Source organism: Nitratireductor sp. GZWM139, from assembly GCF_030068685.1.
Taxonomy (GTDB): domain Bacteria; phylum Pseudomonadota; class Alphaproteobacteria; order Rhizobiales; family Rhizobiaceae; genus Nitratireductor; species Nitratireductor aquimarinus.
Genome location: NZ_JAMQML010000005.1, coordinates 271,454 through 294,491, shown reverse-complemented (window position 1 = coordinate 294,491; position 23,038 = coordinate 271,454). Strand labels below are relative to the sequence as shown.

Annotated in this window: 19 protein-coding genes; 8 read left to right on the top strand and 11 right to left on the bottom strand. The window is 62.9% G+C overall.

The genetic code is table 11. The features are described 5' to 3' along the window. Nucleotides 1-4: 4 nt before the first annotated feature. The gene (locus NDI72_RS08645; RefSeq protein WP_283800231.1) at nucleotides 5-1,282 is read right to left on the bottom strand and encodes a TRAP transporter large permease; all 1,278 of its coding nucleotides are present in this window, start codon (nucleotides 1,280-1,282) and stop codon (nucleotides 5-7) included. A 15-nt stretch (nucleotides 1,283-1,297) separates the two neighbouring features. Next, the gene (locus tag NDI72_RS08640; protein ID WP_206546896.1) at nucleotides 1,298-1,804 is read right to left on the bottom strand and encodes a TRAP transporter small permease; all 507 of its coding nucleotides are present in this window, start codon (nucleotides 1,802-1,804) and stop codon (nucleotides 1,298-1,300) included. A gap of 109 nt (nucleotides 1,805-1,913) precedes the next feature. On the opposite strand from NDI72_RS08640, the gene NDI72_RS08635 reads away from it, so the two are divergent. Next, nucleotides 1,914-2,825, top strand: coding sequence for a LysR family transcriptional regulator (locus NDI72_RS08635; RefSeq protein WP_206546897.1), 912 nt, complete (start codon nucleotides 1,914-1,916; stop codon nucleotides 2,823-2,825). Between the two features lie 6 nt (nucleotides 2,826-2,831). Here NDI72_RS08635 and NDI72_RS08630 read toward each other — a convergent pair whose 3' ends face one another. Next, nucleotides 2,832-4,052, bottom strand: coding sequence for a GGDEF domain-containing protein (locus NDI72_RS08630; protein ID WP_283800230.1), 1,221 nt, complete (start codon nucleotides 4,050-4,052; stop codon nucleotides 2,832-2,834). A gap of 289 nt (nucleotides 4,053-4,341) precedes the next feature. On the opposite strand from NDI72_RS08630, the gene NDI72_RS08625 reads away from it, so the two are divergent. Continuing rightward, complete coding sequence (locus NDI72_RS08625) at nucleotides 4,342-5,094, top strand: sulfite exporter TauE/SafE family protein (protein ID WP_206993959.1); 753 nt, start codon at nucleotides 4,342-4,344, stop codon at nucleotides 5,092-5,094. Nucleotides 5,095-5,100: 6 nt separating this feature from the next. On the opposite strand, the gene NDI72_RS08620 is transcribed toward NDI72_RS08625, so the two are convergent. The 7 genes from NDI72_RS08620 to NDI72_RS08590 are packed head-to-tail and all read right to left on the bottom strand — an operon-like array spanning nucleotide 5,101 to nucleotide 13,112. Further along, nucleotides 5,101-6,912: an ABC transporter ATP-binding protein gene (locus NDI72_RS08620; protein ID WP_283800227.1), complete on the bottom strand. Its 1,812-nt coding sequence runs from the start codon at nucleotides 6,910-6,912 to the stop codon at nucleotides 5,101-5,103. Between the two features lie 28 nt (nucleotides 6,913-6,940). Continuing rightward, nucleotides 6,941-7,885, bottom strand: a complete 945-nt coding sequence (locus tag NDI72_RS08615; protein WP_283800226.1) for an acetamidase/formamidase family protein — start codon at nucleotides 7,883-7,885, stop codon at nucleotides 6,941-6,943. Beyond that, nucleotides 7,875-9,500 (bottom strand): ABC transporter substrate-binding protein, encoded by a 1,626-nt coding sequence (locus tag NDI72_RS08610; protein WP_206546900.1) that lies wholly within the window; start codon nucleotides 9,498-9,500, stop codon nucleotides 7,875-7,877. Before NDI72_RS08610 ends, NDI72_RS08615 begins: the two co-directional genes overlap by 11 nt. A gap of 46 nt (nucleotides 9,501-9,546) precedes the next feature. Then, nucleotides 9,547-10,467: an ABC transporter permease gene (locus tag NDI72_RS08605; protein WP_206546901.1), complete on the bottom strand. Its 921-nt coding sequence runs from the start codon at nucleotides 10,465-10,467 to the stop codon at nucleotides 9,547-9,549. Next, the gene (locus tag NDI72_RS08600) at nucleotides 10,467-11,357 is read right to left on the bottom strand and encodes an ABC transporter permease (protein ID WP_283800225.1); all 891 of its coding nucleotides are present in this window, start codon (nucleotides 11,355-11,357) and stop codon (nucleotides 10,467-10,469) included. Before NDI72_RS08600 ends, NDI72_RS08605 begins: the two co-directional genes overlap by 1 nt. Further along, nucleotides 11,338-11,955, bottom strand: coding sequence for an ANTAR domain-containing response regulator (locus NDI72_RS08595; protein WP_206546903.1), 618 nt, complete (start codon nucleotides 11,953-11,955; stop codon nucleotides 11,338-11,340). Before NDI72_RS08595 ends, NDI72_RS08600 begins: the two co-directional genes overlap by 20 nt. Beyond that, complete coding sequence (locus NDI72_RS08590) at nucleotides 11,952-13,112, bottom strand: transporter substrate-binding domain-containing protein (RefSeq protein ID WP_283800224.1); 1,161 nt, start codon at nucleotides 13,110-13,112, stop codon at nucleotides 11,952-11,954. Before NDI72_RS08590 ends, NDI72_RS08595 begins: the two co-directional genes overlap by 4 nt. A 369-nt stretch (nucleotides 13,113-13,481) precedes the next feature. Here NDI72_RS08590 and NDI72_RS08585 point away from each other — a divergent pair, with 369 nt between their 5' ends. The 5 genes from NDI72_RS08585 to NDI72_RS08565 all read left to right on the top strand — a co-directional run bounded on the left by NDI72_RS08585 (nucleotide 13,482) and on the right by NDI72_RS08565 (nucleotide 20,596). After that, nucleotides 13,482-15,320, top strand: coding sequence for an ABC transporter ATP-binding protein (locus tag NDI72_RS08585; RefSeq protein WP_283800223.1), 1,839 nt, complete (start codon nucleotides 13,482-13,484; stop codon nucleotides 15,318-15,320). A gap of 40 nt (nucleotides 15,321-15,360) precedes the next feature. After that, nucleotides 15,361-16,890, top strand: coding sequence for an ABC transporter substrate-binding protein (locus tag NDI72_RS08580; RefSeq protein ID WP_113154107.1), 1,530 nt, complete (start codon nucleotides 15,361-15,363; stop codon nucleotides 16,888-16,890). Nucleotides 16,891-17,061: 171 nt separating this feature from the next. Then, nucleotides 17,062-17,985, top strand: coding sequence for an ABC transporter permease (locus tag NDI72_RS08575; RefSeq protein WP_113154108.1), 924 nt, complete (start codon nucleotides 17,062-17,064; stop codon nucleotides 17,983-17,985). A gap of 14 nt (nucleotides 17,986-17,999) precedes the next feature. Next, nucleotides 18,000-18,848, top strand: a complete 849-nt coding sequence (locus NDI72_RS08570; RefSeq protein WP_113154109.1) for an ABC transporter permease — start codon at nucleotides 18,000-18,002, stop codon at nucleotides 18,846-18,848. Beyond that, nucleotides 18,845-20,596, top strand: a complete 1,752-nt coding sequence (locus tag NDI72_RS08565; protein WP_283800221.1) for a M14 family metallopeptidase — start codon at nucleotides 18,845-18,847, stop codon at nucleotides 20,594-20,596. The genes NDI72_RS08570 and NDI72_RS08565 overlap by 4 nt, the downstream gene beginning before the upstream one ends. Before the next feature lie 4 nt (nucleotides 20,597-20,600). Here the strand turns inward: NDI72_RS08565 and NDI72_RS08560 are convergent, their stop codons facing one another. Next, complete coding sequence (locus tag NDI72_RS08560; RefSeq protein WP_206544563.1) at nucleotides 20,601-21,026, bottom strand: DUF983 domain-containing protein; 426 nt, start codon at nucleotides 21,024-21,026, stop codon at nucleotides 20,601-20,603. A 290-nt stretch (nucleotides 21,027-21,316) separates the two neighbouring features. Between NDI72_RS08560 and NDI72_RS08555 the strand changes: the two genes are divergently transcribed. Then, entirely contained in the window at nucleotides 21,317-22,915 is a 1,599-nt protein-coding gene (locus NDI72_RS08555) for a GMC family oxidoreductase (RefSeq protein ID WP_283800220.1), read from the top strand. The last annotated feature ends 123 nt before the right edge of the window (nucleotides 22,916-23,038 follow it).

Sequence of the window (23,038 nt, the reverse complement as noted above, 5' to 3'; positions counted from 1 at the left end):
ACGCTCAGTTCCCGAACACGAGGTTGGGAAGGAAAAGGCTGATCTCGGGGAACAGGACCAGCAGCACCACCGCCGTGAACAGCGGGATGTAGAAGGGCAGCATCGCCTTCACCATCTGGCCGTGGGATATCTTGGCTATGTCCTGCGCGATGAACATCAGCACCCCCACCGGTGGGGTCGCGCCGCCGATGATCAGGCTGAACACCAGCAAAACGCCAAAGTGCACCGGATCGATGCCGAACTGCAGGATCACAGGAACGAGGATCGGCGTCAGCACGATCTCGGCCGAAGAGGCGACCATCAGAAGCCCGACGCCCAGAAGCATCGCCACGATCACGAAAAGCGCGATGACCGGGTTCTCCGAGATGGTGGAAATGCCGTTTGCAATGGCCATCGGCACCTGCTCGCGCACCATGATCCACGAAAACGCAGACGCAACGGCGATGATGGAGAGGATGCGGGCCGAGCCCAGCGCCGTGTTCTGGATCGCGCCCCAGATGTCGGCGAGTTTTACATTGCGGTAGAAGAGGCTGAGCAGCAGGCCGTAGAGCACGGCCACGGCCGCCGCCTCGGTCGGCGAGAAGATGCCGAACAGAATGCCAGCCACGATGATGACCGGGAACATGATGGCCGGGCCGCCGCCCTTGATGGCGGTGGCCAGTTCCGGCATCGTCGCCCGTTCATAGCGCGGGAAATTGCGTTTGCGCGCATAGAAATAGGTGAACAGCATCTGCGTGCCGATGATCACGAAGCCCGGCAGAATGCCTGCCAGAAGCAGGCGGCCGATGGAGACATTGGCCAGCGTGCCATAGATCACCAGTGCAACGCTCGGCGGGATCATCGGTCCCACCATGGAAGACGCCACGGTCACGGCTGCCGAGAAGGGGCCTGGATAGCCTTCCTTCTTCATTGCCGGAATAAGCACCGAGCCGAGTGCGGTCGTGTCTGCGGTGGGCGAGCCCGACATGCCGGAGAAGATCAGGCTGGCGAAGATGTTCACCTGCGCCAGACCGCCATGGATATGCCCCACCAGCGCCTTTGCCAGAGCGATGATGCGGTCGGTCAGCTTGCACGCATTCATCAATTCGCCGGCCAGGAAGAAGAACGGAATGGCCAGGATCAGGAAAGAGTTGACCGATGCCGTCATGCGCTGGGTCAGCAGCGCCAGATTGATGTCGGCAAAGAAGAAATACACCATGGACGATGTGCCGATGGCGAAGACCAGCGGCAAACCCATGAACAGAAGGACCAGAAGCAGTCCGATAATAGCAATTGTCAGCATTGATTGGTCCGCAGATCACATGGGGTCTTCATGGCCATAGGCCGGGTCGGTCTGGCGGTGCATGGGCCGCACGTAGACGATGCGTCCGATGATCGCGAGGATCATCAGGGCCGCACCAACGGTCGCTGCGAGCCGCACCACGCCTGCCGGAAGCGGCAGGGCCGAGAGGTCCTGCATGTTTTCCAGGATCACCAGCTTGACGCTGGTCCATCCGAGAATGGCCAGAAAGCCGATGGAAATTCCGGCGTTGATGTAGCGCACCACATTGCGCGCCTTCTGCGGAAGCATCAGGAAGAAGACATCAACGTTCAGATGGCGGCCGTCCCAGCAGACGGCGGCCGCGCCGATAAAGGCGATCCAGACGATGAGAAGCTTTGCCAGCTCCTCACTCCAGACAAGCGGTGCGTTGAAGAAGTAACGCAGAATGATCTGCAGCAGCGTCACACCCACAACCACGATGAGCATGAGGCCAACAGCGATCCGCAGCGGTCGTGCGAGATCGATCGGCTTTTGGTCGTTCACGAAGTCTCTCCCAAACAAATTCGAACTACGGAAGCATGTGCCAATATTGCTTGTCCAATATATTTATGAAGGCTATTTTTCTGTTTTGAATATGAATTGCGGAGGAGCAATGCAGTCACTGGGAGCCATTGAGTTCCGGCATCTGCGCTATTTCATGCGGGTCGCGCAGGAGCTGCATTTCGGCCGCGCTGCGGAGATGCTCGGCGTCTCCCAGGCACCGCTCAGCCAGCAGATTCGTCAGTTGGAAGAACGGCTTGGCGTTCGTCTGTTCGACCGCACGACACGCAGCGTCACGCTCACGCCGGCCGGTCGCGTGCTGTTTGAAAAGACCCAGCAGATCTTCGTTTCGCTGGAAGAGGGGTTCCGTGAAACCCAGGCGGCCGGCGGGCTTTCGGCAGGGCGGTTGCGCATCTCCACCGTGTATGTCGGGCTCTACACCTTTATGTCGAATGCGATGCGTGAGTTCAGCCAGCGCAATCCGGCCGTTCAGATCGACATGCAGATCCACACCACCGAGGAGCAGCTGGCGCTCCTCAAAGAGCGCAAGATCGACGTGGCCTTCGTGCGCCCGCCCCGCACCATGTCCGGCATCACCTATCGCGAAGTGTATCGGGAGGGGTTCGTCGCGGTGCTGCCGGCAGACTCGCCCCTTGCCGCGAAGGAAGACCTCGAGGTCGAAGACCTGAGTGAGGAAAACTTCATCACCTATTCATCGATCGTCGGTGTCAGCTATCAGGATGTGGTCCTGCAATATTGCCGCAAAGCCGGCTTCGCACCGAAAGTGGTTCAGGAGGTCAGCCACACGATGACGGTCGTCGTGATGGCATCCGCCGGCATTGGCGTCGGCATCGTGCCGTCCTGGGTGGTAATGACGCCGACGACAGGGGTGGTCTACCGCGAGCTTCCAAAGCTGCCCAAGGCGGTTTCGCTGGTGGTGGCCTGGCGCGAGGACAGCATAAACCCGTTCGTGCGCGATTTCGTCAAATGCACGCTATCGGCTGTGGGCGACATTGGCGCGTGAGCGCGTTCAGACGCCCGGTGCCTGATCGGCTGGCCTTGCCGCCGGGGTTGCGTCCGTGTGCGGCGCGGCTTCGGAAACCTCCCGCGCAACGGTGCGGTCGCGTCCGTCGTTTTTGGCCTCATACAGATAGCCATCGGCCCGCTTGAACAGCGTGCCAAGCGTGTCCTGCGGAGCCTTCTCCGCCACGCCGAAGCTTGCGGAAAGGTCGATGCCCTTCTGCGTCAGCGGAAAGTCGTCGGCTGCAAGGTTCCGGCGCAGGCGTTCGGCCATGTCGCGTGCGCCGGCGAGGTCGGTGTTGGGCAGGAGCAGCGCGAATTCCTCGCCGCCGATCCGACCCACAATGTCGGTGGACCGCGCCGTCTCCAGAAGCATGGTGCCGAAGACCTTCAGCGCCGCATCACCGGCACTGTGGCCATGGGTGTCGTTCAGGAGCTTGAAGTGGTCGAGATCGCACACGATGAGCGACATGGCTGCTCTGCGCCGCGAATTCACAAGCCTGTTGGCGCGTTCCTCGAAACCCCGGCGGTTCAGAATGCCCGTCAGCCCGTCACGGTCGCGATCGCGCCGCAGGTCTTCCATCATGTCGGTCAGAATGGTGGCGAGCACGGCCAGCGCCAGCATGGCCCCCAGCACCGAGAGCGAGAGCTGGAGCGTCTGCCAGAACAGCGAGCCATCCGGCGCAATGCCGTCATGCGCTATCGCGGGGCCGGTGGTGAAAAGCGTGCGCGGAAAGAAGTGAATGGCGAAGACCAGCAGCACCCAGAAGAGCACCCGATCCGCAGCACCTGCGCCCTTTGCCGGCCGCAGGCGCAGGGCGTTGACGAGAAGTATGGCACCATAGCCGAAATTCTGCACATAGATGCGCATCAGCAGGCTGGGCTCGACATAGGAGAAATACCAGAGCGGCGCCATGATGGCGATCATCAGACCGATGCCGGCTAACAGGCTGAGCCGTTTGCCGGCGCGTCGTAACATGCCGTCGCTCGCCAGCAACACGGCCAGCGTATAGAAAAAGCCGGAAAACAGCACATTCGGACCAGGCCCCGCCGGCCATTCCAGAAGCTGCAAGGTCATGCCCACGCTCAGGAAGGCGCAGGCGGCTGCAAGAATGGCGGAATTCAGCTGCCGCCGGTCCACGAGCCACACCCAGACGAAGCCGAGGGCGAAAAGGAGCATGATCGCAGGACCGACAAAGCCGGTCATGTTGATCGCAGGGGTGTTCTCCATCATGCTTTCCAGGCGTGTCGCGAAAGGGTTTCGCAGGGGCGAAACGTTCGAAGTCTCCAGAGAACTTCCCTAATGTCACATTCATAACAAAGGCTGAAGGCCTTCTTTTCATACTATCCCACGTTGTTTCCGTGCGCGCGCACCCGTCTGTGCCAATGCTCCGCCGGCGCAGGCCATTGGCCCTATTCGCGCGGATCGGATAAGTGGCTCTGGATCGCCGTGGTTCATTCGGATCCGCCGCGGTCCAAACGGTTGATGCAACATCGGTTTTCAGAGCGTGGGGGGACGCATGGAAGAGTATTTGATCCTGGCGGTCGCGGCGTTCTTTGCCGGCACGCTCAACACGGTCGCAGGCGGCGGCACGTTTCTCACCTTCCCGGCGCTGGTCTATACGGGTGTGCCCGTCGTTGCGGCAAACGCGACAAGCGCCGTCGCCGTGTTTCCCGGCTATCTGGGCGGCGCGCTGGGCTTCCGTTCGGAGCTCGCGGCTTTCGACCGGTCCAGGCTTCTGCGCATTGCCGGCCTCACGGCCATTGGCGGGCTGATCGGCTCGCTCCTGCTGCTGGTGTCTTCCAACGAAGCGTTCTCGTTGGTGGTGCCTTTCCTGCTGGCAGCCGCCACGCTCATCTTCGCCTTCGGCGCCCGCATTCAAACCTGGGCGCGCCGCCACGGTTCGGGCGGTGGCGAGGCAGGTGAGGGGCGGATCAGCACCCTCGTCGTCTCCATCTATGGCGGCTATTTCAATGGCGGTCTGGGCATTGTCCTGCTCGCCCTGTTTTCGCTCTGGGGCATGCGTGACCTCAACACGATGAACGGCCTGAAGAACGGTCTGTCCTTCATCCTCTCGGCCATCTCGGTCGCCACTTTCGCGCTTGCCGGCATCGTTGCATGGCCGCAGGCGCTGGTGATGATGGCAGCCGCCACCATTGGCGGCTATGCAGGTGCGCCGCTGGCCCGCGCGCTGCCGCCTGCCGTGGTGCGCGCGGTGGTCATTCTGGTCGGAACGGTGATGAGCCTGGTCTTCTTTGTCAGGCTCTTTTAAGCCGACTTATCGCCCCGCCGCTTCCCACACCACGTGCCCGCCGCCAATGTCGCGTGCAGCCTGTAGCGGCGGCGTGTAGTCGAGCCCATGCACGGGGCTGGGCAGGTCTTCCGCCTTTTCCATGAAGGCGCGGCGCGGGCGCGAAGGGTCCGCCACCGGCACCGCCGCCATCAGTCTTTTGGTGTAGTCGTGCTGCGGGTTCTCGAAGATCTGCGCGCGGCTGCCCATCTCCACGAAACGCCCCATATACATCACAGCCACCCGGTGGCTGATCTGCTCCACCACCGCCATGTCGTGCGAAATGAAGAGATAGGACATACCGGTTTCGTTCTGGATATCCTGCAACAGATCGAGCACCTGCGCCTGGATCGAAACATCGAGTGCGGCGACGGATTCATCCGCCACGATCAGCTTTGGCGAGAGCGAAAGCGCACGCGCTATGCAGATGCGCTGGCGCTGGCCGCCGGAGAACTCGTGCGGATACCGCCGCATCTGGTCTGCCGAAAGCCCCACGCGGCGGAAGAGATAGGCCACGCGGTCATCGAGTTCGCTGCCGCTTGCCAGCCCGTGTATCTGCAGCGGCTCGGCCACCAGATCGCCTACCCGCATGCGCGGATCGAGCGAGGCGTAAGGGTCCTGAAAAATCATCTGCACGTCGCGCAGCACGGGCCGCATGGCGCTTGCGCCGAGCCCGCGCGTTTCACGGCCGGCAACGCGAATGTCGCCCTGCCACGGGATCAGGTTGAGCAGCGCCTTGCCGGTGGTCGACTTGCCGCAGCCCGATTCCCCGACCAGCGAGAGTGTTTCGCCGGGCATGATGTCGAAGGAAACACCCTCCACCGCATGCACGCGCTGCACCGGGCGTTGCAGGATGCCGCCCTTGATGTCGAAGCGCACGGTCAGGTCTTTCACCGCGACCAGCGGTTCGGCGGGCGCGGGCGTCTGCACCGATGCAGTCGGGCCGTCGCTCATGCGCTTGGGCGCACTCGTTCCCGTCATCTCGCCCAGCCTTGGAACGGCGGCGAGCAGTTCCTGCGTGTAAGGGTGACGGGGTTTTGAAAAGATCACGCTGGCGGGGCTGTGTTCCACCATGCGCCCGTGCTGCATCACCAGCACGTCATCCGCCATCTCGGCCACCACGCCCATATCGTGCGTGATCATGATCACGGAGATGCCGAGATCGGCCTGCAATTTGCGGATCAGCGCCAGAATCTGCGCCTGCACGGTCACATCCAGCGCCGTGGTCGGTTCATCGGCAATCAGGATCTGCGGGCTCTGGGCCAGCGCCATGGCAATCACCACGCGCTGGCGCATGCCGCCGGAAAGCTCGTGAGGAAACTGCTTCAGGCGTCGCGCCGGCTCGGGGATCTGCACCTGGTCGAGCAGTTCCAGCGCACGGGCGCGGATCGCGGCGTCCGACAGGCCCCCCCGCAGGCCGCCATGTGCGGAAATGGCCCCGCCAAGCTGCTTGCCGATGGTCAGAACCGGGTTGAGCGAGGTCATCGGTTCCTGAAAGATCATGCCGATATGGCGGCCGCGCACCTGGCGCATCTCCGCCTCGGGCAGGGCGAGAATGTCGCGCCCGTCAAGTTTGGCCGTTCCGGCGGAAACCCGCGCCATGGGCTTGGGCAGAAGCTGCATCAGCGAGAGTGCGGTCATCGATTTGCCAGAACCGCTTTCGCCGGCGATGCAGAGCGTCTTTCCGCCTTCCAGCGTGAAAGACAGATCGTCGACGACAGTGCGCGCGCCGGCGGGTGTGGCCACCTGAACGGTGAGGCCGTTCACCTCCAGAAGACCGCTGGTTGTTTTCTGTTGCATGGCGCGCGCTTTGCTCATTGGCGTCGGCTCACGAAAAGACGACGCGCGGGAAGTAGAAGGAAACGACCCAGTTGGGCTGGTCGACGATTTCGCTGATGCGCAGGTCGCCACACACCGAACACAGCATGTAGGCGTCCTCGGGCGAGAGCCCGCGCGTGGCGCACAGAAGGTCGATCATGCCGGAAAGGGCCGCACGTGCGCCTTCCATGAGGTCGGAGCCGATGCCGGTCGTCACCTCATAGCCTTCCGCATCCAGATGCCGCGTCACCGGTCCCGGTGTGGTGAAACGCGGCATTGCAAGGTTCGCCTCCTTCACCACGTCCAGCTTCACCGCCACGTTCATCTGGCTCTCGATGGCCGTGCCGCACACTTCGCCGTCGCCCTGGGCGGCATGGGTGTCTCCGATGGAGAACAGTGCGCCCTCCACCTCGACCGGCAGATAGAGCGTGGTGCCCGCCGCCAGATCGCGGATGTCGAGATTGCCGCCCATGCGGCGCGGCGGCACAACCGAGTGGAGACCCGCTTCCGCCGGCGCCAGTCCGATTGTGCCGGCAAAGGGTTTCAGCGGCACACGGCCGTGCTTGCCAAAGGCAGCCGGCTCAAGGCTCGTTGCGTCATAGTTCCACAGCGTCAGCGCCGGGTCCTTGAACTGGTCCGCCAGAAGGCCAAAGCCCGGAATGTTCGCCGTCCAGCCGAAGCCGGACGGTTTGAACGAGAGGATCTCGACCTTCAGCGCATCGCCGGGCCTGGCCCCTTCCACATAGATGGGGCCGTTGACCGGATTAACCTTGGAGAAATCCAGCGTGGCGATGTCGTCCACGGTGCTTTCGGGCGTGAAGTGGCCGGAGCCGGAATCGAGACATTCGAATTCCAGCGTCGAGCCCGGCGTCACCCTTTCTGCGGGCGGGATCGAATGATCCCACCCAAAGTGGTGGTGGCGTCCGTGGATGGTGTAGTCGCAGTTATTGCACATCTTTGGCATAGACCTCGTCATAGTGGACGGGAATGTGCACCGGATCGACGAACAGCTTGTCGTCGCCGCCGATGCGTTCGGAGCGAATGGTGAAGCGCTCTTCGTTGAAGATCGGCGCCCAGGGGGCGTCTTCCATGACCTTCAGATAGATGTCGCGCCACATGGCCTCGCGCTCGCCGGCCTTGGCCGGATCGACCATGGAATCGGCTTCCTGCGCCATGGCGTCGAGATCCTCATTGCAGTACCAGGCCCAGTTCCAGCCGCCCGAAACCGCGCCGTCGCAGCCCAGGATCGGGCCGTAGAAGTTGGACGGATCCGGGAAGTCGGCGATCCACGCCATGCCGCCCGACCAGATCATCGGAGCCTGATCTTCCTCGCCGCCTGCCGCAATCACATTGGCCTGCGCCAGAGACTTGATCGAGGCGTTGATGCCGATGGCCTTCAGGTCCTGCTGGATCGCCTGCGCAATGCGCGGCTGCGGGTCGGTGTTCATGACGTAGAGTTCGGTCTCGAACCCGTCTGCAAGCCCGGCCTCGGCCAGAAGCGCCTTGGCGGCTTCCGGATCATAGGCATAGCCCTCATGGTCCTTGGCGTAGCCCGGCATGGAAGGCGGCAGCGGCTGGTTCGCCGTCACGGCGCGACCATTGATGATGCGCAGGATGCGGTCCTTGTTGATGGCCATGTTCACGGCCTGGCGCACTTCCGCCTTGTCGAAGGGCTCCATCTTCACATTCATGGTCACGTAGCCGGTGTGCAGCTGGCCGCCCTGAATGATAAGGTCCTTGAACTTGGGATCGTTCTTCACCTCGATGAACTTCGCCGGCGGAATGCCGTCGCCCGGCACGTCCACTTCGCCGTTCTGCAGGCGCAGCAGCGCCACCACCGGCTCCTGGCCGACCTCGAAGACGATCTGGTCGAGCTTCGGAACGCCGGGGTTCCAGTAATCCTCGAAGCGCTCGAAGACGAGGCGCTGGCCGAGCGTCCATTCCGCCAGCTTGAACGCGCCGGAGCCGACCGGATGCTTGCCGAAGTCCGCACCGTATTTCTCGACCTCTTCCTTCGGCACCACATGGGCGAAGTTGAGCGCCAGCACGTGCAGGAAGGTCGCGTCGGGACGTGAAAGCTCGAATTTGATCGTGCCGTCATCGACGACCGTGATGCCCGAAAGCCCTTCCGCATCGCCGCTCGAAGCTTCCTCAAACCCCTTGATGGAGCCGAAGAAACCCGCACCCGGGCTCTGGGTCTTCGGGTTCACCGCGCGCTCGATGGAATATTTCACGTCCTCGGCGGTAAGGGCGCGGCCATTGTGGAATTTCACGCCGTCGCGCAGCTTGAAGGTGAAGACCGTGCCGTCCTCGGAAATCTCATAGGATTCGGCAATCTCCGGGCGCAGCTCCGTCGTGCCCGGCACATAATCCATCAGGCCGTCGAACAGCGATTTGATCATCGACCAGTTCTGCCAGTCATAGCCGATGGCCGGATCGAGCGTCGACACGTCGTCCTTGTAGGTCACGGTCATCGAGCCGCCCTGCTTGATGTCCTGTGCAAGGGCGGGCGCGAGCGCGGAGGCGGAAAGGGCAGCGGCGGCAACGCCGGCCAGAAGCAGATTTCTCATCTCAAGTGTTCCTTTCTCTGGTGCTGCACGTGTTGTTGGAAACGCATCAGCGCAGCTTGATGCGGGGATCGATGAGCGGGGTGATCAGGTCGGCAAGCAGATTGCCGATCACGATGGCGCAGGCCGAAACCAGCGTGACGCCCATGATGATTGGAATGTCGACGCGCTGGATCGCCTGCCAGGCGAGCTGGCCGATGCCGGGCCAGCCGAACACGCTTTCCACCACCACGATGCCCGACATGAACAGGCCGATGTCGATGCCGATCATGGCGATGATGGGCAGGATGGCGTTGGGCAGCGCATGGCCGAAAAGCACCTTTGCACGGGTCGCGCCGGTGGCGCGGGCGGTGCGGATGTAATCCTGCCTGAGCACGTCGATCAGCGACGAACGCATCATGCGCGAATACCAGCCAGCCCCCAGAAAGCCGAGCGTGATGGAGGGCAGAACCAGATGCGCAAACGTGCCGTAACCGCCGATGGGGAACCAGCCGAGCTTTACCGCAAACACGTAGAGCAGCAGAATGCCGATCACGAATTGCGGGGCCGAAACACCCACGAAAGAGGCGATCATCAGCGTGTCGTCGGTGCGCGAACCGCGCTTCAGTGCCGCCACAACGCCCATGGTCAGGCCAAGCGCCAGCTCGCAGAAGATCGCGCCCGCCATCAGGAGCAGGCTCGCCGGCAGACGCGCCGCGATCAGCGTGGAAACCTCGGTCTTCTGCAGGTAAGAGCGGCCGAGATCGCCGTTCAGAAGCCCTCCGAGATAGCGCAGATACTGTTCGTAAAAGGGCAGGTTGAGGCCAAGCTGCTCGCGAATGTTCTCCACCGTCGCGGCGGTTGCGCTGCGGCCGGCGATCTGGCGCGCCGGGTCAGCCGGCACAAGGTAAAGCAGCACGAAAGTCACGAAGCTGATGCCGAGCAGGATCAGCGCCGTCTGCACCAGACGGCGGGTTATGTAGGCAAGCATCAGTGGCGTCCCTGCTGTGTCGGGTCGAGAATGTCGCGCAGCGCATCACCCACCAGGTTGAAGGCAAGCGCCAGCGCCAGAATGGCGGCGCCCGGAATGAACACGAGCCAGGGCGCGGAAGTGAAATAGGTCTGGTTCTCGAAGATGATGTTGCCCCAGGAGGGAATGGGCGGCTGAACGCCGATGCCGAGGAAGGAAAGCGTCGCTTCCAGAAGCACGGTGGTTGCGATGCCCAGCGTCGCCCACACGATGATGGTGGAGAGCAGATGCGGCAGGATGTGGCGGAACAGGATGCGCCCTGCGCCCGCACCCATGGCGCGCTCGGCCACCACGAAGTCGCGTTCGGCGATGGAGCGCGTCTCGGTGTAGGTCACGCGCGCGATCTGCACCCAGTTCACCATGGCGATCACCATGGCCACGATCCACAGGCTCGGGCTGAAGATCGCCGCCAGAACGATGGCCAGGAGCAGCGCCGGAAAGGCCATCATCAGGTCGGTGAAGCGCATCAGAACCGTGTCGGCCCAGCCGCGAAAATAGCCGGCCGAAATGCCCACCGCCGAGCCGATCACCACGGCGATGCCGTTGGCCACCACGCCGATGATAAGCGAGGTCTGTGCGCCATAGATCAGGCGGCTGAAGAGGTCGCGTCCCACCAGGTCGGTGCCGAACCAGAACTGCGCGCTTGGCGGCAGCGGCGCACCCTCAATGGTCAGCCCCTCGAAGAACTGCTCATAGGGATCATAGGGGGCGAGCCATGGCGCAAAGACTGCGGCCAGAACCACCACCGCGATGATGACAAGGCCCGTCAGCGCCAGCGGTCGGCGCAGAAGACGCGCCAGAACCGACGGCGTCGCCACTTGCGTCTCCGTCTCAGCGACCGTTTGTGACATTCGTTCTTCCGTGTGTATCGAAACTTGCGATGATGCCGGCGGCGGCTTTCTCGATGGAGCGCCGCTCGGCCATGGCCGTCTTGCGAAGACGGTTATAGGCGGCCTCGGCATCGCAATTGTGCTTCAGCATGAGGATGGCGGTCGCCTCGGCGACGACCTGCCGCTTGGCGAGCTGGTCTTTCAGGAGGGCGATTTCCTCCGTCTGGGCCGTGCGCCGCAAAAAACCCTGGCTCGCCACGACAAGCGCGCTGTAGAGCCCGGCGCTGCCGATGGGCTTCAGAAGCTGGGCGTCCGCCCCCTGACCGATGGTCCAGGCGATGCGTCCGGGCGCTTCCGAGCCGATCAGCGCGATCATCGGCATGGGGGCGAGCCCCGGCGCCCAGGGAAACTGCTCGTCATGGCCCATGTCGGCGTCGATCAGAAGCACGTCATAGCCGCGCATGGCTTCGGCGTCTTCCAGCGTCGGCCAGGCCTGATCGGCGGCAATGCCGATGCGCGCGCACTGCGCCATCAGCGCGTCCACGTTCTGGTGCGGCCGGTGCAGGATGAGCGCCCGCCAGCCGACGAAATTGGGTGTATGGGCGAGGGTGGGGCTCATCGCACCACCCTGAGCTGCCGCGCATCGGCGGCCATGGTCGCGTAAAGCCGGTCGAGCGGCGTGGCCGTCAGGAACGGGTCGGGCGCAATGGTTTCGCGGCAGTAATGCACGATGTCGAAATCGCCATCCGCGCGTGCCCGTCCGATATGGGCGCACAGATTGACATGGTTGGTGCCGCGGTCGACGCGCACCGGTCCGAGCGGCGTCGCCGTCTCCTGCGCGCGCACCGCCTCCAGCACGTCCTGCGCCGCGTCACTGCCGGTCCGGCGGATTGCCTCGGCGATCATCACCACCGCCGCATAGGCCTGCACGAAGAACGCATCGGCCACGCGCGATGGCTCGCTCGCCTTCATGCGGGCGGCAAAGCGGTCGTTCTCCTCGCTCGCCAGTGCGCGGAAATAGCTTGAAACCGTGTAGTGCCCGGCTGCGTCCGCGCCGAGCCGCGTGGTCTCGTTCTCACACAGATTGCAGCTCACCACCGGGCAGTTTTCCGCGCGGAAGGCCGGGTCTTCCATGCCCAGCGCCCGATAGGCCGCCAAAAATGCATAGGAGGAGGTGCCGATCAGATTGTTGAGAATGAAGTCCGGGCGCTTCTCCCGGATTTCCTCGATCAGATGGTCGATGTCCTCATCGCCGATCGGCACATAACGCTCGCCCAGAACAGCGCCGCCGGAACGGGTGAGGATGTCGCGCGCGATGCGGTTCGTCTCCCAGCCCCAGATATAGTTGGAGCCGGTCAGGAAGGCGCGCGCGCCGAAGCGCGGAACGATGTGGTCGAGCAGCGGCACCAGATGCTGGTTGGCGCAGGCCGCCACATAGATCAGGTTTTCCGAGACCTCGAAGCCCTCATAGACGCAAGGATACCAAAGAAGAGCATCGAGTTTCTCGACAACCGGGATCACCTCCTTGCGGCTCCACGAGGTGGTGCAGCCGACGATGTGCTGCGCGCCGGTCGTGCGGATCAGGTCGCGGCAAAGCTCTGCATAGCGGTCCGCATTGCCCTTCGGGTCTGCATGATGGGCTTCGAGCTTGAAGGGGTAGGCGTCGTTCGCGTTGATGTCCGCCACCGCCGCCAGCGCGCCGAAGTAACCCTGCTCGGCCGGCCGGCTATAGCCGCCGCTACGCGAAAACAAAACTCCGACCGGATAGACGCTCACTTTGGGTTCCCTAAAACGCAAAAGGCCCCGACGGGAACAACAATATTCCCGGCGAGGCCCAGATGCCAAAATCTTATTAGGTCTTAAGCCTATCTCGCGAAACGAAGCTGTCAAGGGCGTGTCGAGAGGATTGTCTCTCGCGACGTCAGTTGTGTTGGAAAAGCCCCGATAGACAGGCGGCTATGAGGAAATCGGCGTCCTTCAATGATAATTTATTGACAAAATATCTGGAAATGTTTTCTTTTGATTGGGAGGCCGCTCATAACGCGCGGAAAACATGCGTCTGTCGTCAAACTGGACTAACAGTTGGGGCCAGATGCAGCCGGGTTCAATGAGACATCTCGGCCTACCCTTCAAATGGGAGCACCTATGCCGCAGCTCGGACAGGACACGTTACTGGAAATTCGTTCACTCGCCGTCGAATTCGGCTCGAACCGGGTCGTGGACGATCTGAGCTTCAGGGTCGCGCCGGGGCGCACGCTGGCCATTGTGGGTGAGTCCGGTTCCGGCAAATCGGTCACCTCGCTCTCCATCATGCGGCTGATCGATCACATGAACGGAACCATCGCCAAGGGCGAGATCCTGTTTAATGGCGGTAACGGTCCGGTCGATCTTGCCAAGGCCCCGGTCGAAACCATGCGCAAGGTTCGTGGCAAGGACATCGCCATGATCTTCCAGGAGCCGATGACCTCGCTCAACCCGGTCTTCACCATCGGCGACCAGATCACCGAAGTGCTGATGCTGCATGAAAGCGTTTCCAGAAAAGAGGCGCTGCGTCAGGCCGGCGACCTTCTGGAGATGGTGCGCCTGCCGGATGCCCGCGCGCTGCTGTCGCGCTATCCGCACCAGCTTTCCGGCGGCATGCGCCAGCGCGTCATGATCGCCATGGCGCTTGCCTGCAAGCCAAAACTCCTGATCGCCGACGAGCCCACCACCGCGCTCGACGTGACCATTCAGGCGCAGATCCTCTCCATCATCCGCGACCTGCAGGAAAAGCTCGGCATGGCGGTCATCTTCATCACGCACGACATGGGCGTGGTGGCCGAGGTGGCCGACGAGGTGGTCGTCATGTGGCGCGGCCAGAAGGTCGAGGAAGGCCCGGTCGACCAGATCTTCGCCAATCCGCAGCATGCCTATACGCAGACCCTTCTGTCCGCCGTCCCCACCCTTGGCTCCATGGCCGGCGAGAAATATCCCAAGCGCCTGCCGGTTGCCGTCATGGATGGCGAAACGCCCCGTCTCGTGGGCGAGGAGCATCTTCAGGACACCGCGCGCTACGATCAGTCCCCGATCCTCACGCTGAAGAACCTGGAAACCCGTTTCGACATCAAGAAGGGTTTCTTCGGCGGCGTCACCCATCGCGTTCACGCGGTTGAAAAGGTCAGCCTCGACATCTGGCCGGGTGAGACCCTTTCGCTGGTCGGCGAGTCCGGTTCCGGCAAGTCCACCATCGGCCGCACCATCCAGCAGCTTCAGGAAGCGACCGGCGGCGAGATCTTCTTCGAGGGCAAGGCCATTTCCGCCATGTCGTCGGCCGAGCGTCACAGCCTGCGCCAGAAGGTGCAGTATGTCTTTCAGGACCCGTTCGCCTCGCTTGATCCGCGCCGCACGGTCGGCTTCTCCATCGCAGAGCCCATTGTCACGCATGGCCTGATCGAAGGCGCCGCCGCCCGGCAGAAGCGTGTGGATGAACTGCTTGAGCGCGTCGGCCTCAAGGCCGAGCATGCGCGGCGCTACCCGCATGAATTCTCCGGCGGCCAGCGCCAGCGCATCTGCATCGCCCGCGCACTTGCCTCGCGGCCCAAACTCATCATCGCCGATGAGGCGCTGTCGGCGCTCGACGTGTCGGTGCAGGCGCAGATCATCAATCTCTTGATGGAGCTGCAGGCTGACGAGGGCCTGTCCTACCTGTTCATCAGCCACGACATGGCCGTGGTCGAGAAGGTCAGCCACCGCGTCGCCGTGCTCTATCTGGGGCAGATCGTGGAGGCGGGGTCGCGCGAGGCCGTGTTCGAGCGCGCCACGCATCCCTACACGAAGAAACTGCTCTCGGCGGTTCCCATCGCCGACCCGACAAAGCGGCCCGACCGGCCCATGCTCGAAGGCGAAATCCCGAGCCCTGTGCGCAGGGTCGGCGACGAGCCCGAAATTCAGCCTCTGGTGGAGATCGCGCCCGACCATCTGGTCGCGCAGAACGCCGCAGGCTGATTGCTGGAACACAAACGCAGATGAAACGGAGGACTTTGACATGAAACTGGGCAATACACGCGGCGCGTTACTCGCCGCCGTGCTGGCGGCTCTGCCGTTCGGCGTCATGCCGGCGCAGGCCGCAGGCACGCTCACCATCTCTTCCCCGCAGGACCCGGGCAGCTGGGACCCGATCGACACCTTCCTGGTGAACTGGTCGTCCGTCGCCACCAACATCTATGATGGCCTGGTCTATCGCGGTCCCGACACGAAGATCGTCCCCGGCCTCGCCACCGAGTGGGAAGTGCTCGACGAGGGCAAGCGTCTCCGCTTCAAGCTGCGTGAAGGCGTCAAGTTCCACAATGGCGAGGATTTCAACGCCGACGCCGTGAAGTTCACCTTCGACCGCCTGCTCGGCGAAGAAGGCAAGAAGGGCCCGCAGCGTTCCAATTACGCCGTGATCGAGAAGGTCGATGTCATCGACGATTTCACCGTCGATCTGATCCTCACCCAGCCCGATCCGGTGCTGATCACCAAGCTCGCCGGCTATGGCGCGATGATCGTGCCGCCGAAATACGTCACCGAGAACGAAGAAGACTTCGTCAACGCAAATCCCGTTGGCACCGGTCCGTTCAAGATGGCCTCCTACGAGCCGAAGGTCGGCGTGAAGCTTGAAGCCTTCGCCGACCACTGGGGCGGCGCACCGAAGCTCGACGCCGTCGAGTACCGCTTCATCTCGGAGCCGGCCACCGCCGTTGCCGAGCTTCAGGCCGGCCGTGTCGACATCGTCATTCCGCCGACCATCCCGATCTCCATGGTTCCCACCATCGAGGCCGACGACAAGCTCGAAATCGTTTCCGTCACCAGCCCGACGGTCTATGCCCTGCGCTTCAACACCGGCAATGGCATCACCGCCGATGAGCGCGTGCGCAAGGCCATGATCATGGCCGTGGATCGCGAGGCCATCATCGACGCCGTTCTCGGCGGTCAGGCCAAGCAGATCGCATCGTTCCAGTCGGAACTGTCCTTCGGTTACGACCCGGAGATGGAGCCGCTGCCGTTCGATCAGGCCAAGGCCAAGGAACTGCTGAAGGAAGCCGGCGTTGCGCCCGGCACGGCTGTTCAGATCGACATTCGCGGCAATGACGCCACCTTCGGTGAAGTCACCCAGGCAGTTGCCAGCTACCTGCAGATGGCCGGCCTTAACGCCACCATCAAGCCGTATGAGACCAACGTTCTGCTCAACGACATCATCCCGCAGGGCAAGACCGGCGAGATGTTCCAGCAGAGCTGGGGCGGCTGGACGCTCGACTACGACAACACCGCTTACCTGATGTACCACACGGGCGAGCGCTGGAACCCGTATGACAGCGACGCGGAGCTGGATGCGCTTCTGGAATCGCAGCGCCCGATGATCGATGTCGATGCGCGTGAGAAGGTGCTGCAGGAAATCGCAGCCTACGCAGCCGACCGCGCTCTCGAAATGCCGCTCTACAACCTCAATGCGCTCTACGGCGTCAACAAGCGGGTGAAGAACTTCATCGCGCCGCCGGACAGCCGCATGCGTCTCAATGAGGTTGAGGTCGAATAGTCCTCCTCAGCATTGTGCGGTCGGGTGATCTCAGCCGACCGCGCACAAATGCGAAGGTCAAAGGACTGCGACTTGCATGTCGGGGGCGGCCCGTGTCGCCCCCGGCCCCTTGAACATCGCGCACCGCAAAAGGATCACGCGGCGCGCAACGAATTTATCCCGGAGGCTCTGGTGGCCAGTTTTCTTCTCAAACGCATCCTGCAGGCGGTGTTCGTCGTTTTCGTCGTCACCCTCACGGTGTCGTTCGCCATCCGGCTGACCGGCGACCCGGCGCTCATGCTGTCCCAGGGCGCGGGCAGCGTCACGGAAGAGGATCTGGCGAACATCCGCCAGGCGCTCGGCCTCAACGAGCCCTTCATCACCCAGTACTGGGATTTCATCAAAGGGCTGTTCGTTGGCGATTTCGGCCGCAGCTTCCTTGGTGGAACCTCGGTTTCCATGCTCATTTCCAAGGCCCTGCCGGCCACGCTGGCGCTGGCCTTCTCGTCCATGTTCGTGTCCATCGCGATCTCCATTCCGCTTGGCATTCACGCCGCGGTCAACAAGGGCAAGACCGCCGATCAGGTGATCCGCATCCTGTCGCTGGTCGGTCTTTCCTTCCCGAATTTCTGGCTCGCCATCATGCTGGTGCTGGTGTTCTCGGTGATGCTGCAATGGCTGCCGCCTTCGGGCATGGGCGGCTTTGCAAGCTACATCATGCCGGCGGTCACCATGGGCGTCATTCTCACGGCCACCAATGTGCGGCTGGTGCGCACGGCCATGCTTGAGACGCTGCGCTCGCAATACATTCAGGTGGCGCGGGCCAAGGGGCTGAGCGAGACCAAGGTGCTCTACAAGCACGCGCTCAGAAACTGCGCCATTCCGCTCATCACCTATTTCGGCCTCCAGTTCGGCGGCCTTCTGGGCGGCATCGTCGTCATCGAGCGCGTGTTCAACTGGCCGGGCCTCGGTACGCTGGCCTTCGATGCGGTGGCCGGTCGTGACTATCCGGTCCTTCAGGCGGTCATCACCGTTCTGTCGCTGCTCATCATCGGCATCAACCTGCTGGTCGACATCGCCTACGGGCTGGTCGATCCGCGCATCCGCAACCGCTAGGAAAGGACGCAATCATGGCACAGGCTGTTTCGCGTTTGCGTCACTTCAAGAACATCGAGTTCATCCTCGGCATCCTGCTCGCCGGCACGATGACGCTGGCGGTGCTTCTCTCGCCGCTTCTGTTCCCCGATGGTGGCGAGCAGATCAATCTTGCCGCCCGCCTGACCAAACCCTTCACCGACTGGGCGCACATTCTCGGCACTGATCCGCTGGGGCGCGATGTGCTTGCGCGTGTCATCTCCGGCGGCAAGATCTCGCTGCTCGTCGGCTTCACCTCGGTTGCCGGCGCGGTGGTCGTGGGCGTCGTGATGGGCCTGATTTCGGGCTATTATCGCGGCTTCTGGGATGTGCTGGTGATGCGCTTTGCCGATGTGCAGCTCGCACTGCCCTTCATCCTGCTCGCCATCACCTTCATCGCCATTGTGGGCGGCGGCATCACCAACACGATCATCCTGCTCATCGTGTCGCAGTGGGTGCAGTATGCGCGCCTTGTGCGCGGCTCCGTCCTGTCGCTCAACGACCGCGAGTTCATCCATGCGGCCAAGGCCATCGGCGTGCCGGATTTCAAGATCCTGTTCCAGCACCTTCTGCCGAACCTCGCCGGCCCGGTCATCGTTCTGATGACGCTCAACGTCGCCACCAACATCCTTCTGGAAAGCTCGCTCACCTTCCTCGGCCTCGGCGTCGATCCGACCATCCCGAGCTGGGGCGGCATGCTGGCCGACGGGCGCACCTATATGCAGAACGCATGGTGGGTCAGCGTCTTCCCGGGACTTGCCATTCTCTTCACCGTGCTCGGCCTGAACCTGCTTGGCGACTGGCTGCGCGATCTCCTCGATCCAACAGGACGGACAGAAACATGACCGCGATCTTCGAAAAGACCTTTGACCGAACGCTCGACCGTCTGGTTGCCGACTATGCCAGTGAGGCATGGCGCGGCGCAGAGCTGGAGGCCTGGCTTTTCGAAGATGAGGCGGCACGCCGCGCTGCCGGGAAGCGCTTTGCGGCAGCGGGCGTCACCGCCCGGCTGCACAGCGCCTACAAGCCGCTGGTTCATTTCTTCACCGAGGATGCGGCAGCCGGCGCAAGCCGCATCGCCATAACCTACCCGGTGAGCCCGGCTGCGCCCGGGCAGCGTTTCCTTCTGGAGGCCTATCCGCTTGCCGGCATGGTGGGCGCGGCGGAAATCGCCTTCACCCCGGCTGAGGCCGGCGGCGCGCTCGAATATGGCGTCGAGATCACGGCGGCGGATGGCGCTGTCTCGCGCCATGCGGTGTTCGCGCCCAACCGGCTTGCCGAAGATCACATTGGCAAAGAGCTTCTCTCGCCCTGCGGCTGGCTGCGTGTGCGCCATCCCGATGGCCGCAGCGTCGATGAGGTGCTGGAGACCGATTTCGAGCGTCTGTTCCACGAAACGGTACAGGCCATCGATGCGCATCCCTGGGGCGACAGCGAACCCTTCTTCGAGGCGCTGCACATTGCCGTGTCCATGCCCGGCGCGGACGCACGCCTCCCGGTTGGCGAGGAAGCGATCAGCCTGCATGAGGCGCTGCACGAGGATTTCTATTTCTCGCTGCTTGAACTCTTCCAGAAGAAATCCGGCCGTCCGCTCGGTTCGCGCGGGCTTCAGCCCGGTCAGATCATTCCGGTGATCGCGGCAGGCGAGGGGCCGCTCACCGTCAGGGTCGAAACGCGTCCGCTCACCACCGAGCCTGCCGCATGGCCCGCACAGCCGCTGCACGAGGCAACGGGACCGTTTTCGGTCGCCGCCGTCAACGAGACGCTGGAGCGGATCGGTGGCGAGGCGTTTGCGGTCAAATCGCGCGCGGGCCGCGCGGTGGCAGGGCGCTATGTCAGCGGAAGCGATCATCCGATCATGCTGAGCGGCGGGCAGCACCCGAACGAGATTTCCGGCGTCGCCGGCGCACTGCGCGGCGCGACGATGCTCTCAGAGCGCACAGGCGCGCATTTCACCGTCTCGCCGCTGGAGAACCCGGATGGCTATGCGCTGCACTGGCATCTCTGCCAGAGCCAGCCGCATCACATGCATCACGCCGCCCGCTACACCGCGCTGGGCGACGATCTTGAATATCGCGAGGCCGAGCCGCTTTATGAAAAGGGCATCCGGCGTCTGTGCTTCGAGCGCACAAAGGCGGCCCTTCACATCAATCTGCACGGCTATCCCGCCCATGAGTGGACGCGGCCGCTGACCGGCTATATCCCGCGCGGTTTCGAGATGTGGACAGTGCCCAAGGGCTTCTTCCTGATCGTCCGCCACAAGGCAGGCTGGGGAGAACGCACGCGCCGGCTTCTGGAAAAGGTCACGACGGAACTGGCGAAAGTGCCGGGACTGGTCGAATTCAACGCGCGCCAGATCCGGCTTTACGAGATCCATGCGGGCACGCTGCAATTCGAGGTTCTGAACGGCTTCCCGATCACGATTTCCGAAGATGATCGTCACGAGGCGCCGATGATGCTCATCACGGAATATCCCGACGAGACGATCTATGGCGATGCCTTCCGGCTCGCGCATGAAGCGCAGGCGCAGACGGTTGTCGCCGCCTACGACGCGCTTCAGGAAATCATGATGGAGACGGCGCTGGAGGTCTGAGAAATCAGGCCTTGTCGGCCTGCTTCTGCGCTTCGGCCGCCTGTTCGTGCCAGGCGTAGTCGATGGAGCCTTCAGCCGCCTTGTGGAAGTATTGCGAGCAGACCAGCCAGCCCTTGAGCGGGCGCAAAAGCGCCATGCAGCTCAGGATCGTCAGCGGCACGGTGGTGAAGACGTGAACCCAGAGCGGCAGTTCGAACGCCATCTGGAACCAGACGCCAAAGGCAAGGGCCGGAACGGCGGCAATCGTCATCGCGAAGAAGGCCGGGCCGTCCGCCGGGTCGGCGAAGGAAAAGTCGAGGCCGCAGACGTCGCAGTTTTCAGCGATCTGCAGATAGCCCTTGAAGATATGCCCCTTCTGGCACTGCGGGCAGCGGCCGAGCGCGCCGGTCAGCATGGGATTGTCAGTCGGTGTGTATTCGGCGTTCTTCATCTCGGCCTCCATTGGGGCGCGCAGTGTCGGGCAAAGCAAATCGCTTGACCATGTGACAATTGCGCTTGCGACAATATTGCCTGAAATTCTCCAAAACGGCGATTTTCCAGAAAAACGACGGGCTTTTTCGGGAAAACCAGGCGCTTTTTCCGAAAAAGAAATGCTCCCAAAGCAGTGCTGTAATCGCGCAGTTCTGATCTTGCGAAAACGACCTGCCGCATCGTAGCCTTGACCATGGAGGCGCGCAGGGCGGATCTTCTTCCGCCTGCCGGTGAGTGGGGCTGACGGCCATGGCGGAGACGTTCGACTACATCGTCGTCGGTGCGGGAACGGCAGGATGCCTGCTGGCCAACCGGCTTTCCGCCGATCCGAATGTCTCCGTTCTGCTTCTCGAAGCGGGCGGGCGGGACAATTACGCCTGGATCCACATTCCGGTCGGCTATCTCTACTGCATCTCCAATCCGCGCACCGACTGGTGTTTTGCGACCGAAAGCGAGCCGGGGCTCGGCGGGCGCTCGCTCGCCTATCCGCGTGGCAAGGTGCTGGGCGGCTGCTCGTCCATCAATGGCATGATCTACATGCGCGGTCAGGCGCGCGACTATGACCGCTGGCGGCAGATGGGCTGCACGGGATGGGCATGGGATGACGTGCTCCCATTCTTCAAGAAGCCCGAGGATTATTACCGGGGCGCCGACGAGATGCATGGCGCGGGCGGCGAATGGCGCGTGGAAGAGGCGCGGGTGCGCTGGGACATTCTCGACGCGTTTCAGGAAGCTGCCGAATGGCTGGGCATTCCAAGGGTCGATGACTTCAACCGGGGCGACAATGAGGGGTCGTCCTATTTCCGGGTGAACCAGCGCGGCGGCGTGCGCTGGAATGCGTCGAAAGCCTTTCTGAAACCGGTGCGCCACCGGAAGAATCTGCGCGTGGAAACGGGCGCGCATGTGCGCCGCCTGCTTCTGGAAGAGGGGCGTGTGACGGGCGTTGCCTATGACCAGAATGGCGAGGTGCGGGAGGCCAGATGCCGCCGCGAGACGGTGCTTGCGGCAGGCGCGATAGGCTCACCGCACATTCTGGAACTGTCAGGCATCGGGCGCGGCGATGTGCTTCAGGCGGCAGGCATTCCCGTGGAGTTCGAGCAGAATGGCGTGGGCGAAAATCTTCAGGACCACCTGCAATTGCGCTGCGCTTACAAAGTGTCGGGCATCCGCACGCTGAACGAGCAGGCGAGCAGCCTGACAGGCAAGGCGGCGATTGCGCTGGAATATTTCCTGAAACGTTCGGGACCGATGTCGATGGCCCCAAGCCAGCTCGGCCTCTTCACCCGTTCGGATGAGGCGCGTGAGACGCCGAACCTGCAATATCACGTGCAGCCGCTTTCGCTCGACAGGTTCGGCGAGCCGGTTCATCCGTTTCCTGCCTTCACGGCGAGCGTGTGCAATCTGAGGCCGGACAGTCGCGGCTCGGTGCATCTGACGTCTGACGATTTCCGCCGGCAGCCGGCAATCCGGCCCAATTACCTTTCGACCGAGAGCGACCGGCAGGTGGCTGTCGATGCGATCCGGCTGACGCGCCGCATCGTCGCGCAGCCGGCCTTGCAGCGATACAGCCCCGAAGAGTTCAAGCCGGGGCCGCAGTACCAGAGCGAAGAAGAACTGGTGGAGGCGGCGGGGCAGGTGGGCACGACAATCTTCCATCCCGTGGGCACCTGCCGCATGGGCGCGGATGAAGGGGCGGTGGTGGACCCGCGGCTTCGCATGCGCGGGCTTCGGGGGCTTCGCATCGCCGACGCCTCGGTCATGCCGGTGATCACATCGGGCAACACCAATTCACCGACGCTGATGATCGCGGAGAAGGCGGCTGCGATGATCCTTGAGGATGCGCGCTGATGTAAGGTGTTACAGGCTTTTGCGTCTTGCGATTGCCGCTTTTATAAGGGTTTCATGGTGTTGTCCGGTCGCCAGCGCCGGGCAAAGCCTCACGTTTGCGGCTGGCCGGGCCTGTAGCCCGCC

Coding starts and splice junctions, on each gene's coding strand:
- NDI72_RS08580 (WP_113154107.1), top strand. CDS start 15,361: ATGAAACTGGGCAATACACGCGGCGCGTTACTCGCCGCCGTGCTGGCG.
- NDI72_RS08600 (WP_283800225.1), bottom strand. CDS start 11,357: ATGTCACAAACGGTCGCTGAGACGGAGACGCAAGTGGCGACGCCGTCG.
- NDI72_RS08595 (WP_206546903.1), bottom strand. CDS start 11,955: ATGAGCCCCACCCTCGCCCATACACCCAATTTCGTCGGCTGGCGGGCG.
- NDI72_RS08625 (WP_206993959.1), top strand. CDS start 4,342: ATGGAAGAGTATTTGATCCTGGCGGTCGCGGCGTTCTTTGCCGGCACG.
- NDI72_RS08555 (WP_283800220.1), top strand. CDS start 21,317: ATGGCGGAGACGTTCGACTACATCGTCGTCGGTGCGGGAACGGCAGGA.
- NDI72_RS08570 (WP_113154109.1), top strand. CDS start 18,000: ATGGCACAGGCTGTTTCGCGTTTGCGTCACTTCAAGAACATCGAGTTC.
- NDI72_RS08620 (WP_283800227.1), bottom strand. CDS start 6,912: ATGCAACAGAAAACAACCAGCGGTCTTCTGGAGGTGAACGGCCTCACC.
- NDI72_RS08635 (WP_206546897.1), top strand. CDS start 1,914: ATGCAGTCACTGGGAGCCATTGAGTTCCGGCATCTGCGCTATTTCATG.
- NDI72_RS08645 (WP_283800231.1), bottom strand. CDS start 1,282: ATGCTGACAATTGCTATTATCGGACTGCTTCTGGTCCTTCTGTTCATG.
- NDI72_RS08585 (WP_283800223.1), top strand. CDS start 13,482: ATGCCGCAGCTCGGACAGGACACGTTACTGGAAATTCGTTCACTCGCC.
- NDI72_RS08565 (WP_283800221.1), top strand. CDS start 18,845: ATGACCGCGATCTTCGAAAAGACCTTTGACCGAACGCTCGACCGTCTG.
- NDI72_RS08560 (WP_206544563.1), bottom strand. CDS start 21,026: ATGAAGAACGCCGAATACACACCGACTGACAATCCCATGCTGACCGGC.
- NDI72_RS08630 (WP_283800230.1), bottom strand. CDS start 4,052: ATGGAGAACACCCCTGCGATCAACATGACCGGCTTTGTCGGTCCTGCG.
- NDI72_RS08605 (WP_206546901.1), bottom strand. CDS start 10,467: ATGCTTGCCTACATAACCCGCCGTCTGGTGCAGACGGCGCTGATCCTG.
- NDI72_RS08615 (WP_283800226.1), bottom strand. CDS start 7,885: ATGTGCAATAACTGCGACTACACCATCCACGGACGCCACCACCACTTT.
- NDI72_RS08610 (WP_206546900.1), bottom strand. CDS start 9,500: ATGAGAAATCTGCTTCTGGCCGGCGTTGCCGCCGCTGCCCTTTCCGCC.